A 14607-nucleotide genomic window follows, 5' to 3' on the forward strand; every position below is an offset into this window, starting at 1 on the left:
ACGCTTATCACTTGAGAGGATTTACGTATGTATACCCCTTGCCCTCGCTGCAACTCTGAACGAGTCATCACGAAAAACATCGGAAAGCAAACAGGTGGTTTGATTGGCGCCGCTGGTGGGGCGGCCAGTGGCGCTGCCGGCGCCCTATCGGGAGCGGAAGCCGGCGCAGTGCTGGGAGCAATCGGCGGCCCCGTCGGTATCGCGGTGGGTGGTATTGCCGGCGCCCTTCTCGGCGGGCTGTTTGGCGGCGTCGCCGGTGGTCTCGCCGGCGCAACGATTGGCGAACAGATTGATGACAAGGTTCTGGACAACTACCAATGCGTGGAGTGCGGTCATCGCTTTAGCGTCAGGCGTTAAGTCGTTGTGAACCGGCGGCGTTTTCGTAGAAACGCTGCCTTTTATCGATTACTTGTCAGGAATCATTCCCATGGCTCATCTTGTTGAACAAATGGCTTACGTTGGAGCCACGCCTTGGCATGGCCTGGGCAGTCGCCTCTCCCCCAAACAACCCCTCGAAGTCTGGCAGCGGGAAGCGGGTATGGACTGGAAGATCCAGGACAGTCCAGTGCATTTCAAATCCGAGAGCATCGGTGCTCTTGGATCGATTCACTCTTTCCCTGAACAGAAGGTGCTGTATCGCTCCGATACCAAGGCACCGTTGTCGGTGGTCTCCCACCGCTACCAGGTTGTGCAGCCTCGTGAAGTACTGGAGTTCTACCGGGATTTGACTGAGGTCTCGGGCTACGAGCTGGAAACCGCTGGAGTGCTCAAAGGCGGCCGCAAGTTCTGGGCTCTGGCCCGTACTGGCCAATCCACTGCTTTGAAAGGCAACGATCAGATCAATGGCTACCTACTGCTGGCCACCTCCTGTGACGGCACCTTGGCCACCACCGCAACACCCACCACGGTGCGAGTGGTCTGCAATAACACGTTGACCATCGCTCTGGATGGTAGGGCCCGGGCAATCAAAGTGCCGCACAACACCCGCTTTGATCCGCAAGCGGTGAAGAAGCAGCTAGGTATCGCCGTCTCGCAATGGGACGACTTCATGCACCGCATGCAAATGCTGTCTGAACACAAGGTTCAATGGCATGAGGCCTTGGGGTTTTTCATGAGCGTATTGTGTGATGCCAGCCCCAACAGCCCACTACCAGCAGTACTTCCTAACGAGCGGGCGCTGCGCAAGGTGCAGAGCCTGTATGAAGGTCAGGGGCGTGGCGCCACACTGGTGTCGGCTCAAGGAACCGCCTGGGGCTTGCTCAATGCTGTGACCGAATACGTTGATCACGAGCGGCGTGCCCGAAGTACCGAATACCGCATGGACTCGGCCTGGTTTGGCCAAGGTGCTGCCCTCAAACATCGCGCCCTGCAGGCCGCACTGCAACTCGCCGCCTAGCCCCACTCACTTATTCAATCATTAAAGCGCCTGGTCAGCTTCTGCTGGCCGGGCGTTTTTTATGCCGCACAGGAAAACATCATGGGCACACAAACTCTGCAACAACCCAGCAGCAAACCCCGTCCTGCCTTACGTCTGGTGGGGACTAAACAACTGCCGCGCGAGGACTGGTTGGCCGTGCGCAAACAAGGTATTGGAAGCTCGGATGCCGCCGCTGCTGTGGGCCTAAATCCTTACAAATCCCAGCTGGAGCTGTGGCTGGAGAAAACCGGGCGTGATAGCTCCCTGCCCAAGATCGATCCACAGGATGAAGAGAGCCCTGCTTATTGGGGCAATATCCTGGAGCCGATTGTCGCAACACATTACACCCGGCGCAGTGGTCACCGGGTGCGCCGGGTCAATGCGGTGCTGCAGCATCCTGATCCAAAACTGCCCTGGATGTTGGCCAACATCGACCGTGAGGTGATCGGCGCCTCAGACGTGCAGATTCTCGAATGCAAAACCGCCGGCATAAACGGCGCACGCCTCTGGAAAGAGGGTGTGCCTGAGTATGTGCAGTTGCAAGTCATGCACCAGCTCGCCGTCACCGGCAAGCAGGCCGCTGATGTGGCGGTACTGCTCGGTGGCCAGCACCTGGAAATCCATCGCATCGAACGCGACGAAGCGCTGATTGCTCAGCTGATCGACCTGGAGCAGCTGTTCTGGGATTACGTGGTCAGCGATACACCGCCACCGGCAGACGGTTCTGCCTCGGCGGAGCAGGCGTTACGCTGTCTGTATCCACAGGACAGTGGGCAAAGCCTGGATTTCAGCCAGGACACGCTACTCTGTACAACCTTTACCGAACTGCAGAGCGTGCGCGAGTCAATTGCTTTGCAGGAGAAGCAGGAAGCTCAACTCAAGCAAACGTTACAACAGGCCATGGGAGATGCCAGTCGGGCGACCTTCACAACCGGCTGCATCACTTGGAAGAAAGCCAAAGACAGCGTGACCCTGGATATCCCCCGTCTACTAAAAGAAAAGCCCCATCTGCAAGTCCGCTACTCGACCACCAAAGCCGGCAGTCGACGTTTTCTGCTGGCCTGAACGTTTGTTCGCTCCGACCTTATCCCCATGCCCTTTCTCTCCAATGCCACCCTGGCTGCTCATGCGGTCTCGGTGGAGTTTCTATTTCAGATACAGGAGAACTCCCATGCTCAAAGGTTTAGCCATCACACCGCCGATTTTGGGCCGAATATCCATCGGCAAGGTCGTCGAAAAGAACGGCAAGCGTCTGCCGGAAAAGGACGATCAATTCACCCTCACCTCCCAAGTACAGAGCCGTGACGGCTGGTTACTGCATCCCCTCAACGAAGAACTGCGCAATGGCCAGGACGGCAAACTGCGCAGCATTCCGATCCGGCTGCTGTTCAACGAGCCAGAACTCAACTTTCGGGCTGACTACAGCCTGTTCGACCGTAACACTGGGCGGCCGCTGTGCGTCGGCAATGGCGAGACCTGCAAGCGTTTGACCAAGGACGGCATTCAGTCTTTGCCCTGCCCTTCACCGGATGGCTGTTCACTGGCTCAAGGAAATGCCTGCAAGCCTTACGGCCGGCTCAACGTGGTGATTGGTGATGAAGATACGCTGGGCAGTTTTGTCTTTCGCACCACAGGCTACAACAGCATCCGCACCCTGGCAGCGCGTCTCCATTACCTGCAAGCAATCTCCGGCGATCGACTGGCCTGCCTACCGCTGGAGTTGCGTCTGCGGGGCAAGTCCACTCGCCAAAGCCACGGTACACCGATTTTCTACGTAGACATCACAGTACGCAGTGGCCTGGGCATGGAGGATGCCTTACTCACAGCCAAACAATTGGAGGAGACCCGACAAGCCTCTGGCTTTGACCAGAGCGCCTTGGATCAAGCGGCCCGGCAGGGCTTTAACAATGGGGCCTTTGAAGACAGCGAGGAAGACACCTGTGCCATCGTTGAGGAGTTCTTTCCCTCCCTTGAGGATCAGCACAACCACATAGAGCTTCAAGCCCAACTGGCAGTGCCCGACAAACCCTCACTCGCCCAAAAGCTGGAGTCGCAAGCCTCGCGGCACAAAGACAGATCTTCGGTTCAGTAACCCCTTCTCAAACTCTTCTGCGCTCTCCCTATTCGCTCAGGAATACCCGCATGAAATATCACAAGCTGATAGCCGGTGAAACAACCGGCACCTATGTCATGGAATCCCCGGTTACCGAGGCTGACATCCTGCAGATGGCGCAACAACTGGCAATGAGCCGTCTGTCTAAAGGCCGGGCATTGACTGAGCCAAAGCAGGTTTTTAGCCACCTGCAAACACTGCTGCAGTACCACGAGTACGAAGTCTTTGCGCTACTACTGCTCGATGCCAAACACCGGGTTATTGGCTTCAGGGAGCTGTTCCGAGGCACGCTGGATGGAGCCAGCGTGTACCCACGGGAAGTGGTCAAGATAGCCCTGGAGCACAATGCGGCAGCCGTGATTCTGGTCCATAACCATCCTTCCGGTGACCCAGAACCCAGCCAAGCCGATTGCACACTAACCACGACCCTCAAGAGCGCCCTGAACATGGTTGGTACCCGAATATTGGATCATGTGGTTGTAGGTCATGAAGGCTGCGTATCGTTGGCTGAACGAGGTTACGTGTAACTCTTAGCCTCACACCGTCCGACAGACTGCCCTTGGCTAATGCCAGGGCAGTCATCCCTCTCAGCCACTATTTTTTTTGCATTGAGCGCTATTACTCAGCGTCGGCTGCTGCCGATATTGCATGCACATCCTTTCTGCAGCCAGCGACGATTGACTAAATCCGGCGCTAGCCAGCACTACATGTAAAGCCAAACGAGTCGTATCAGATCCGACTAGACCCAAAGCCGTGATGACCATCACCAAAGCCCTTGGTAGCCGACTTGCAGAGGTAGCTAGCTCTATAGAAGAACTCGGCCTGTCCAACCAGGTCGTCACGAAGCAGGTGATAGTAGGGGTTATCCGGGATCTCGACCAAGCCGCTGACCGCTTCTACAGATAGGCCCAGAGCACTGGCCCAAGCCTCCACCAAACGGTTAAACATGTTATCCCTGCCCGGCTCGAACTTGCCCAGTGCATTGAAAGCATCGTAATTCAGCAAGATTGCCAGGTGGTGGTGAGGCCTTCCATGCTGCCCTTGCTCACGTGCCCAGACGAAGCGAACGTTGCTGTCATGGGCGTACTTGTTCAGTTGTCGGGCTTTATTCCGATTATGTTTGATTTTGGCCTTGAATGACTCAATGAAACGGCCAATCACTTCGTTCGTGTAAGCATTCTCAGGTAACTGGTCCTCGGCAGGAAGTCGTAAATCAAACCTGAATGCAAATACACGGGGGTACTGAGTAAGTGCTCGACCCACCGTCTGGTAAAGACGGTTTAGATACTCACTGATAAAAGGCCCCTTCGCTACCTGCACAGGCAAACCTTGGTAGATATTTTCGTAGTGAAGAGTCAAGTTTGTATTGCTAGGATGGCGAGTCATGCTGGTACTCCATGGCTTAGGTTCATACCCTCAGTACACCAAGTACATTTTTACTGAGCCTCACAAACAGACAAAGCTGTACCAAGTGCTGTATTGAGCACCTGACACCCATCCAAATGCACCTCGACACACTAACGACAGCCAACACAGACGATTAGCTAATTTAGCCTGGAAGCAATAACATAAAGAAATTTCAACTACAGACATGCACTACCAATCGACACTACTAAAGCATACTACCAATACCGAAAAGACGAACAACCCCAAACACAATAAACATTGAGGAAATCAATTAAAAAACCATCACTTTCAAAAAAACTTATACTCCGACAAAAAAACATCATGACTGGATGGACGCCCCCCAGCCATGTTGCTTTCTTAAATCAAGCAAAGTAATAAATTTGTCGCTTTACCACTAGATCGCTGCCATCCTCAAGCAACTGCAGGCTCCTGCAGATCACGCTCTGCGACTCTCGCCAAGATCCAATCGTGGATCTCGCTCTCGAGCCAGCCAACACAGCGATCCCCCAATGAAATCGGCTTTGGGAATGATCCCTCCGCGATATACTTGTAAACGGTAGAGCGCCCCAGCCCCGTTACATCCTTCACTTGATTCAGTCGAATTATTTTCATGATTGAGCTCCTCATATCCACTCAATGGATTGGCGAGCCACGTAAATCTTTACATCACCAATAAGTGAGGACCACCCCCACACACCAAAAAACTCCAAGCGCCTCAAGGCGTCCCTCATCATATTGGGAAAAGCGTCGTTTCGAATCAGCACCGTTCAATGATCATCTAACGCGATCAACTTTATTAAGCAATCACCTCCGAGGAGCTTCTTCGTGAGGAGCGATTTATACGAGCGGCTTACAGCCACATTACTACTGCGCAACGTCAACCCACGCCATATAAAATCCAGAAAATCCGTGGATCCAAGCATATTTTAATCTACTATAAATGCCCTAGAAATCAGATAAAATTACATCAATAAACACCATTTTTTCCACTTGATTTCTACTAGAAACAAATAGAGAATACTAATTCTTAAATCCAGGAGAAACCACCATGGAAGTTAGTAGACACGACCAACTCGCAAAATCCATAAGCAACATAGACACAAATACAAGATTCACTAACTGGTTGTGGCTGTATTTAAAGACATCCGTACCAAGCTTTCAGATCGGCGAATTGCGAAGCCACGGGATAAGGGACGAGATGGCAAAGTTTATCGACCAACATCCCCAGCTAAAAATAGAGATCGAGACCAACAAAAACTACTATTTCATCTCCGATGAATATCTACAATGGATCACCAAAGATGAAAGACAAATCGGGTGGATAGTTCAACGACTACAACAAAAAACACCAATCCCACACATGCACACACTAAACACTCTACCAAAATACGAACTCGCATTAGCCTTGATTGACTTCTGGAAAATAGATCCACAAAGTAAGTCAAATGAAATACTCCAACTTGAAACCCTTTGGAAACAGCAAAAATCAAACGACAAAATATTTGACTGGTTCAAAGGGTCCGACGAACAAAAAAAGCTGGAAGCAGCTTGGGACATAGTGCACAACAAGCACAAATTCCTCCCATGGATCCTTGACAAAATCCAAAGCCATCAAGAATTAGTTATTTTTTTTGACGCGTTGGTAATGGGCCCAGCGGAGGTAAAACTGCTCGTCGAGGAAATAAAAAAGCGCTGGAGTCAAAACAAGTATCGAGAGAAACAGACAGACAAAAAACAATACAACTTTATTTTGTCAAACAAAGCAATCAAGCGCCTAGACAAGCTAGTAGAAAAATATGACTTGAAACGAACCCAGGTATTAGAGATTCTGCTGCAGATGGAGGAAGAGAAGGGAATCTATATTGCAGAAAAGCTCCGGCCACTGCTGGATGTTTAACCAACAGTCTTTAGCGGCCAGGCAAAGCATATGCCGATTAAAAGCCCCTATTTTTTCGGGGGCTTGGATATCAGAAATTCTCCAGACGCCCTACCATGTCTGAATATTTTTCATCCAACTTGAATACTGCAGACTGGGTATTGGACCTCGCTCTTCCCTGCGCCCATCTTCCCAGTGTCTCCCTGCTGACACGGAAAGGACGTACAAATACATGTTGGGACAGACGCATCGTCTTGCAGAAACATCGATCTAATAAGCAGCGATAGCCTCGGATGCCGGCATTTTTTCAAGCTCACACTGACACAAGATGTTCATGCCTTCGCGATGGGTTAGCACTTTACTGACGCCCTGCATCATCTCGGCAAGCAGATCGCGCTTTTTCATTTGGCACCTCGCTCTCTCAGCACTTCGGTGACGCCCTGTTTGGGCTTTTCCTGGTCGGAGGTCAGGCTCTCACGCTCTCCTTGCCTTAAATCGCTAACATGACTATCCATCATTGGGCTGCCAGTAGCAGATGATGCGCAAGCTACCTGCCCGCGCGCCCCTCATCGCCCATCAGACAAACGCGACGCCGGGTATACCCGCAGCGAAAAACGACTCACGCGTCAGAAAAGGTGCAATTCAAAAGGAAGGCGTGAGTTGAGAGGAGTGGGAATCTGACATTCAGTTTGGCCACTTTTTTGCACCCAAATAGGAGCCGTGTCAGCCATCGATGGCTATTTCAAAGCATCCTTGACGAAACGGTATTCCAATAGGTATTCCACCAGTAAAGTTAACCGATAATTTTTTATAAAAATCAAATGGATATACGATCAGTTCAGATTACCCCGGCCCACCAATCAAAACCCAACGAAGCCCGCCCAGTGCGGGCTTCGTTGCATCTGCACTCTGGAATTCTGCCGTGAGCAGTTGCGGATTCACGCCGATCCCAGCGCCTTTTCAGCAACCTCCCTTTCCGGCGCTTTGCCAGCGCACCACTCCTTCCATCCCAAGCATGGCCCGATTGGCGCCCCCGCATCAGTGCTGCCGATTGCCCGCATTTTCAGGCCATTAACTTGGAGGCAGCAGGCACGGCGCTTTCAACTCCTTCTACACTCACTTGGCATACATTACACACCCTGCCGATAGAGCCCAAATGACGACCCTCAAAGATCGCTTGAAACAAGGCAAGGACGCTCGCAAGAAATGCTCGCGCAGCGCACAGGCAACGCTGGGTAAAGGCAACCGTGATCCGATTCCGCTGATCAAGGCGTCGAGCGAGGGGCGGGTCAAGTCGCTGGTCGAATTGCGCTATGGGCGCATGCTGGTCTCACCCTTCACTTTCTTTCGCGGCAATGCGTTGCTGCAAGCGCACGATCTGGCGGGCACGCCGAACATGGGCCTGGTGTCGCCGATCTGTGGTGACTGTCACTTGATGAATTTCGGCGGCTTCGCCACCCCCGAACGCAATCTGGTCTTTAGCGTCAACGACTTCGATGAAGCGCATCCCGGGCCCTGGGAGTGGGACTTGAAACGCCTGGTGGCAAGTTTTCTGGTGGCCGCCCGCGACCTGCGTCACGGCAGCTCGGTCGAGGAAGCGGTCTGCCATGAAGCGGTGCGCGCTTATCAACAGACCATGCTCGAATGCGCTGAACAAAGCACCCTGGAGACCTGGTACGAATCCATTTCCTATGACGACTTGCGCGAACAGGCGCGTAAAAGCGCACTTGAGCATGTAGAGCGCGCCATCGAAAAAGCCGAACGTCGCACCCACGCCGAACTGCTGCCGAAAATCAGCGAGCGTGACGCCCAGGGTCGCCTGGTCATTCGTGATGACTTGCCGGAAATCTTCCACCTGCACGACAACACCACCCTGCTGGATGCCGAGGATGACTGGTTGCGCCTTTCCGACTGGCAGCCGCTGTATGAAACGTTCATGCGCGACTACCGCGCCACCTTGCAGACTGACCGCCGGGCACTGTTGTCACGCTTTCAGGTTCACGACATGGCGTTCAAGGTGGTGGGTGTCGGCAGCGTTGGCACCCGATGCCTGGTGGCTTTGCTGACCGACGAACAAGAGTTCCCGCTCTTCCTGCAATTCAAGGAAGCACGCCAATCCGTGATCGCCAATTACGTCAAAAGCAAGTCACGGACACGGCATGAAGGGCAGCGAGTCGTCGATGGCCAGCGCCTGATGCAATCGGCCAGCGACCTGTTCCTTGGCTGGACCACCGGCCCGAACGGTCGTCATTTCTATGTGCGTCAGTTGCGCGATATGAAAGTCTCCGCAGAGCTCGAAACGTTCGACGCCGAGACCTTTGCGGCCTACGGCAGGGTCTGTGGTCGTGCCTTGGCCAATGCCCACGCCAAGTCGTCAGGCTACGCCGCGCACATCACTGGCTACATCGGCAAGGGAGACGCATTGGCTGATGCACTCCACCGATACGCCAAGGGTTATGCCGAACAGAACGAACGCGACTTCATGCGCTTCCAGCAGGCCTGTCGCAAGGGCCGCTTGCGCGCGCGGTCGGAAGCGGATTTTGCGGCAGATCATTTGCCTTAGCCTCGGGCGCGCCGGCCATCGCCGGACAAATGAACATTTCTTCACCCCTGGTCCTGGTCGCAACCTGTACATTTCCCTCGCTCATTCAAGAAACTACGGTTTGCCCGCCCTCCCGCGGGCTTTTTTTTGCCTGTAGATTGGTCATCGTCCACCGCAACCCGGAGCGCTCGATGACAATCCTCACCCTGCCGTGCAAACGCGTAACGCTGGCCATCCTCAGCCCCAGCCAGGCGCCACTGGAAAGCGATTTCTACCAACGCAACCAGGCCCACCTTGCCCCCTGGTCGCCGGTTCGGCCTGACGATTACTACAGCCCGGAAAAAATCCGCTCGCGCCTGGCGCAGCAGGCCTTTGCCTTTGAAGACGGCTACGCGGTGCACTTTGCCGTGCTGGATCGCGACAGCGAGCAGATGATCGGTGCGTGCAATTTCAGCGGCATCATTCGCGGGGCATTTCAGGCGTGCTACCTCGGCTATCACATCGACCAATCCCGCCAGGGCCAGGGCTTGATGCATGAAGCCCTGCAAGCGGGCATCCGCTACATGTTCGAAACCATGAACCTGCACCGGATCATGGCCAACTACATCCCCGACAACGAGCGCAGCGCCCGGTTGCTGGAGCGCCTGGGTTTCGAGCGCGAAGGCTATGCCAAGGCGTACCTGAACATCGGCGGGCGTTGGCAGGATCATGTACTGACGGCGCTGGTCAGCAAGGTCTATGAAGACCCTGATCAGTGCTGGTCCAGACAGTTATCCTAAGCTTTCACACCGCGTTCACGCTTTGTTAAGGATTCGCTTTGTATGCTTGAAAGCTCTACCCCCCTCTTCGGCTACCAACATCTCATGTCACGCTACTCTTCTTCACTTTTTCTGCTTGCCGCGCTGCTATTTTTCTTCGCCCTCGGCAATCACCAGTTGCAAGGTTCCACCGAACCGCGGGTCGCCGGCATTGCCATGGAAATGCACCTGGACAATGACTGGGTGACGCCCCACCTGTTCGGCGTACCCTTCCTGGAAAAACCACCCCTGAGCCTGTGGCTCGATGCCGGAGCCATTCGCATCTTCGGCGGCACGTCGTGGGCAGTGCGACTTGCCTCGGCATTCGCCGGATTGTTCAGCGTGATGCTGTTGTTCACGATGCTGCGTCGGTTCGGCCGGCCGACAATCCTTGCCTGGACTGCTGCTCTTCTGCTGGCGACCATGGCCAGTTACTGGAGTAACGTGCGCAGCGTCGGCGAAGACGCGTTGCTCGCCTTCGGCGTGACACTGACGCTACTGGCGTTCTTCCAGGGCCACCGCCAATCGAGCCTGGGCAATGCGCTGCTGTTCGCCCTGGGCATCACCATCGCTACCTTGAGCAAAGGCATCCTGGGACTGGCAATGCCGGGGGTGGTGATCTTCGCCTTTTTGCTCGCAGAAAGCCTGATGGACAAGCGTCTGTACCTCTCGCACTGGGTACGTCCGGGGCTGCTGACAATGCTGGGGTTGCTGCCACTGATGATCTGGCTGGCGCTGCTGTATCAGCGCGGCGGCATCCAGGCATTGACGGAGCTGCTGCTGACCAACAGCGTCGGACGCTTCAGTGGCTCCTTCGTGGAAGCCGGTCATCACGAACCGTTCTACTACTATCTGGCCAAACTGCCCCAGGCGTTTTTGCCCTGGAACATTCTGGTGTATCTGGGGTTGTGGCATTTCCGCAAAAGCCTGATGGCCAACCGTTACCTGCTGTTCTTCACCCTGTGGATCCTGGCCCAGTTCGTCATGCTGACGTTGGCGTCGACTAAACGCACTGTGTACCTGATGTCGATGACACCGGCGGCAGCTGTCATCGCCGCCGAGTACGCGAGCGTCCTGTACGCAAGACTGAAGGCGCGGCAAGACGCCCCGCCCCTGATGAGCAGCATTATCCGACATCGTCGCAGCGTGGTGGCTGGCACGCTGTCCGTGGTGATCGTCAGCTACCTCGCCGCTGCACAATGGGTGTTCCCCCAGGCCGATCGCAAATTGTCCTTCCTGCCACTGACCGAGCAGATCCAGACCCTGCAAGCCAACGGTCAGCAGGTCGCGCTGTATCAGGCCAGCGAACGCCTGGGCGGCGCCAGCGTGTTCTATACCCACCGCGTGCTCAAAGGACTGGATACCGAGGCGCAGCTGCATGAGTTCCTGACGGCGTCGCCTTCCAACGTAGCGGTCATGGCTGCCAATGAAGAACCGCCCGCCCCCTTGAAAGTGCTCAAATCCATGAAGGTCGGGAAGCAGGATTACTACTTTGTAGGGCAATAAAAAAAACCCGTGATCCCTGGGGATCACGGGTTTTACATTTCGACATCTGGATTAACTGGCTGCCTGAGCCTGCGCTACAGCTACCCGCCGTTCATGCTTTTGCAGAACCGGCTGATCCAGCCGCGCCCGGCCGTAAAACGCCAGCGCCGTCAGCAAACACGCCAGCCATACGAAGATCCCGGCCCAGAGGGTGTGGGACATGTAGTGCCAGCCTTGCAGCACTCGCGTGGTGCCGTAGACGAAACCCAGCAGCAGCGACCCGTACATCACCGCTTTGGAAAAGCGCCACTGGTAGCGACGCGCAACGAAATACAGCGCCAACATGGTAAAGCCCCCGGAAGCATGGCCACCCGGCCAGCAGCGGCCGTCGCCTGCTTCCCTGAACAGCTGGAAATTCTCGTACCACTCGACGTGGGCAATTTTTCCACCGTAGAGCGTCGTTTCAATCGGGCAGTACACGCTGGTATGCGACTTCAGGAAATGAATCACCCCGGTGCAAATTGCGAACGCAAACACCACAAACAGAAAATCCCGACGATGGTCCCTGGCAAATCGAAGCACAGGGGCGGCTTTGGTCCGCTCCAGGAAGTTGCCCAGTCGCGGATGTTTTGGCGGATTGAGCAACGGCCAGACAAACGACAGGATTGCCCCAATCAACGCAATTTCAGCGGTCCAGTTGGGAATGATCCGCGCCCACTTGTGGGTCAGTTGCTCAAAGAGGCGAACATGGTCGATTGGAAAGGTCTGGGAAATTGGATCAAAGAACAGATTGCTGAACGCGCGGTCGATTGAGGTCATGTCGAACATCAGGAAGACCACGGCCGCGCAGGCCAGGGGAATGCCGAAATTCAGCCAGTAAAAACGGTGGGAAGTACTCTGCATCGTGTGTCCTGATCAAAAAGATGAATTCATTTGCCCGTCACCGATTGCCAGTCCGCGGCGTCGATGAAGCCCAGCATGCGAGGTGTCTGTGGCGTTTCGGCGGAAATAAACAACGAAGCGCCGTAGCCCAAAGTGGAGCCTGACAACTTGAGGTCTTTCTCGAGCTGCTCCATGCATTCGCTGTGGGTCACCAGAATCAGGTTGCGTCCGGCCACTTTGTGCGCCAAAGCGTCGCGCAGCATAGTGCCCTTGCAGCTGATCAGCCAGTCCTCACCGGTGCCGACCTTGTTGAACATGTAGGCTGCTGTCTGTGCCGTTCGCAGCATCGGGCTGTTGTAGATGTCGGCCTTGTTCAGCCCCAACTGCTCGAAGTGCGCACCGACTGCCACCGCGACGCTACGCGAGCGTTCGGTAATACCGTCGTTGCCCACCAGGCAGGCGGCGCTGGAGTGATCACAACGTTCGACATGGCGTACCAGCACGATCATGTCGCCCTTGGCCCAACCGGCCAGCAATGCCTGGGCACCGGCCACATTGCCATGGGCCAGGTCCGGCACGGCGGCGGGCCGCAGGAGAAATATTGTCAGGAGTATCACCAGCAACGCCGAGGCCAGCACCACGATTGCATTGCGATGACGGGCCAGCCGGCTCAGATCGATCGAGCGTTTTACGCCGAAAAGACTCAGTATCAATACCACATCAGGCCGCCTCGCCGGCATGCACCACTCAAAATAGTGCCATGAGACTAGACAGGAGGGCGTCGACTCAAAGTGAAACGATTGTGAAAAAAAGCTCAAAACCCTGCAAAAACCTTGTTACAGATCCCCTGAAAAAACCTTTCAGCTCTCATGTTTGCGGCCGATAAACACTTGCTACACCGCTTGCTGGCCCTAAAAACAACAATCTTCCAGCCAACCGACGATCAAGAAGCAACACGTTCCTGGAGGAATTTTGATGAATAGCTGGTTCGGCAACATCAGCGTGAACCTGAAACTGGGCCTGGGCTTTGGCCTGGTCCTCGCCTTGACCTGCGTGCTCGCCCTCACCGGCTGGACCAGCCTGGGCAGTTTGATTGACCGCAGCAACTGGATGAGCGACATCACCCAGCTCAACGCCAGCCTGACCAAACTACGGGTCGCGCGCCTGCAATACATGCTGACCAACGGCGACGAAACCAACGCCCAAAGCGTGCAGACCACCCTCGAAGCCTTTTCCGCTCAACAACAAGCGCTGCTGGTGAAGTTCAAGAGCCCGGAAAACCTCAAGTTGCTCAAAGAGCAAGGCGCCGTCATCGACGCCTACAAGACGTCCCTGAACAAGATGCGTGGCGCCTACCGCGCCGGCAACAGCGCCCGCGATGCCATGACCGCCAATGCCGAAACCGCCAATACGCTGATCAACGACCTCAACACCCGCGTGCAACAACTGCCGCCGAGCGATCAGCGCTTCGAACAGTTCCAGGCCATCACCGCTGCCAGGGAAGCCTTCTTGCTGGCCCGCTACGAAGTACGCGGCTACACCGCGACCACCAATGCCGACACCGAGCAAAAAGCCGTCGCCCAACTGGATGCCGCCATCGCCAGCCTGAAACAGCTCAATGTGCATTTCGCTGACGTAGAGCCAGACGCACTGCGTCGACTGGAAACCGCCCTGGGCAACTACCGCAGTGCGTTACAAGCCTACAAAACCGCGAGTAACGAGGTGGTGCAGGCACGCAAGGAAATGACCGAAGAGGGTGCCGCCATCGTCAGCCTCAGCGATGCGCTGTATCAGATTCAACTCGACCGCCGTGATGCCGAAAGCGCCAAGGCCCGCACCCTGCAACTGGTCAGCACGTTGCTGGCATTGTTGGTCGGTGTCATTGCCGCCGTCATCATTACCCGGCAGATCACCGGCCCGCTGCGCGACACACTGGCCGTGGTCGATCGCATCGCCAGCGGCGACTTGACCCACGACGTCCGGGTGACACGCCGCGATGAACTGGGGGTGTTGCAGCAAGGCATCGCGCGCATGGGCGTAACCCTGCGCGACCTGATCAGCGGCATCCGCGATGGCGTCACCCAGATC

General features: G+C 55.3%; 14 protein-coding genes and 1 pseudogene. 10 read left to right on the plus strand and 5 right to left on the minus strand.

Annotation, left to right across the window (positions count from 1 at the left end; genetic code table 11):
- The first annotated feature begins 27 nt into the window (after positions 1-27).
- From ACVWYU_RS12560 to radC, 5 genes are all read left to right on the plus strand, one after another.
- Entirely contained in the window at positions 28-357 is a 330-nt protein-coding gene (locus ACVWYU_RS12560) for a hypothetical protein (protein WP_457372808.1), read from the plus strand.
- Between the two features lie 70 nt (positions 358-427).
- Positions 428-1396: a DUF932 domain-containing protein gene (locus tag ACVWYU_RS12565; protein WP_457372809.1), complete on the plus strand. Its 969-nt coding sequence runs from the start codon at positions 428-430 to the stop codon at positions 1394-1396.
- Positions 1397-1477: 81 nt separating this feature from the next.
- Positions 1478-2482, plus strand: coding sequence for a YqaJ viral recombinase family nuclease (locus ACVWYU_RS12570; RefSeq protein ID WP_457372810.1), 1005 nt, complete (start codon positions 1478-1480; stop codon positions 2480-2482).
- A gap of 106 nt (positions 2483-2588) precedes the next feature.
- On the plus strand, positions 2589-3509 hold the full coding sequence (locus tag ACVWYU_RS12575) for a recombination directionality factor (protein WP_457372811.1): 921 nt from the start codon (positions 2589-2591) through the stop codon (positions 3507-3509).
- 50 nt (positions 3510-3559) lie between these two features.
- Positions 3560-4057 (plus strand): RadC family protein, encoded by a 498-nt coding sequence (gene radC, locus ACVWYU_RS12580; protein ID WP_457372812.1) that lies wholly within the window; start codon positions 3560-3562, stop codon positions 4055-4057.
- Positions 4058-4259: 202 nt separating this feature from the next.
- Here the strand turns inward: radC and ACVWYU_RS12585 are convergent, their stop codons facing one another.
- A complete protein-coding gene (locus tag ACVWYU_RS12585) occupies positions 4260-4916 on the minus strand; it encodes an inovirus Gp2 family protein (protein ID WP_457372813.1) in 657 nt (218 codons plus the stop codon).
- A gap of 432 nt (positions 4917-5348) precedes the next feature.
- A complete protein-coding gene (locus ACVWYU_RS12590) occupies positions 5349-5549 on the minus strand; it encodes a helix-turn-helix transcriptional regulator (protein ID WP_457372814.1) in 201 nt (66 codons plus the stop codon).
- A 436-nt stretch (positions 5550-5985) separates the two neighbouring features.
- On the opposite strand from ACVWYU_RS12590, the gene ACVWYU_RS12595 reads away from it, so the two are divergent.
- The gene (locus tag ACVWYU_RS12595) at positions 5986-6834 is read left to right on the plus strand and encodes a hypothetical protein (protein ID WP_457372815.1); all 849 of its coding nucleotides are present in this window, start codon (positions 5986-5988) and stop codon (positions 6832-6834) included.
- Between the two features lie 249 nt (positions 6835-7083).
- Here ACVWYU_RS12595 and ACVWYU_RS12600 read toward each other — a convergent pair whose 3' ends face one another.
- On the minus strand, positions 7084-7218 hold the full coding sequence (locus ACVWYU_RS12600; RefSeq protein ID WP_457372816.1) for a hypothetical protein: 135 nt from the start codon (positions 7216-7218) through the stop codon (positions 7084-7086).
- 751 nt (positions 7219-7969) lie between these two features.
- On the opposite strand from ACVWYU_RS12600, the gene ACVWYU_RS12605 reads away from it, so the two are divergent.
- The 3 genes from ACVWYU_RS12605 (at position 7970) to ACVWYU_RS12615 (ending at position 11658) form a co-directional block, all read left to right on the plus strand.
- Positions 7970-9376, plus strand: coding sequence for a DUF2252 domain-containing protein (locus ACVWYU_RS12605; protein WP_390958604.1), 1407 nt, complete (start codon positions 7970-7972; stop codon positions 9374-9376).
- Between the two features lie 170 nt (positions 9377-9546).
- Positions 9547-10134 carry a ribosomal protein S5-alanine N-acetyltransferase gene (rimJ, locus tag ACVWYU_RS12610; protein WP_457372817.1) on the plus strand — a complete coding sequence of 196 codons (588 nt, stop codon included), beginning with the start codon at positions 9547-9549 and terminating at the stop codon, positions 10132-10134.
- Positions 10135-10218: 84 nt separating this feature from the next.
- Complete coding sequence (locus tag ACVWYU_RS12615) at positions 10219-11658, plus strand: ArnT family glycosyltransferase (protein ID WP_457372840.1); 1440 nt, start codon at positions 10219-10221, stop codon at positions 11656-11658.
- A gap of 51 nt (positions 11659-11709) precedes the next feature.
- Here the strand turns inward: ACVWYU_RS12615 and ACVWYU_RS12620 are convergent, their stop codons facing one another.
- Positions 11710-12540, minus strand: a complete 831-nt coding sequence (locus ACVWYU_RS12620) for a phosphatase PAP2 family protein (RefSeq protein WP_248914290.1) — start codon at positions 12538-12540, stop codon at positions 11710-11712.
- A 26-nt stretch (positions 12541-12566) separates the two neighbouring features.
- On the minus strand, positions 12567-13238 hold the full coding sequence (pmrG, locus tag ACVWYU_RS12625) for a lipopolysaccharide core heptose(II)-phosphate phosphatase PmrG (RefSeq protein ID WP_457372818.1): 672 nt from the start codon (positions 13236-13238) through the stop codon (positions 12567-12569).
- Between the two features lie 391 nt (positions 13239-13629).
- Here pmrG and ACVWYU_RS12630 point away from each other — a divergent pair.
- Positions 13630-14508 (plus strand): annotated as a pseudogene (locus tag ACVWYU_RS12630) (methyl-accepting chemotaxis protein); the annotation flags it as partial.
- Between the last annotated feature and the right edge of the window lie 99 nt (positions 14509-14607).

This window comes from Pseudomonas sp. TE12234, from assembly GCF_054061835.1.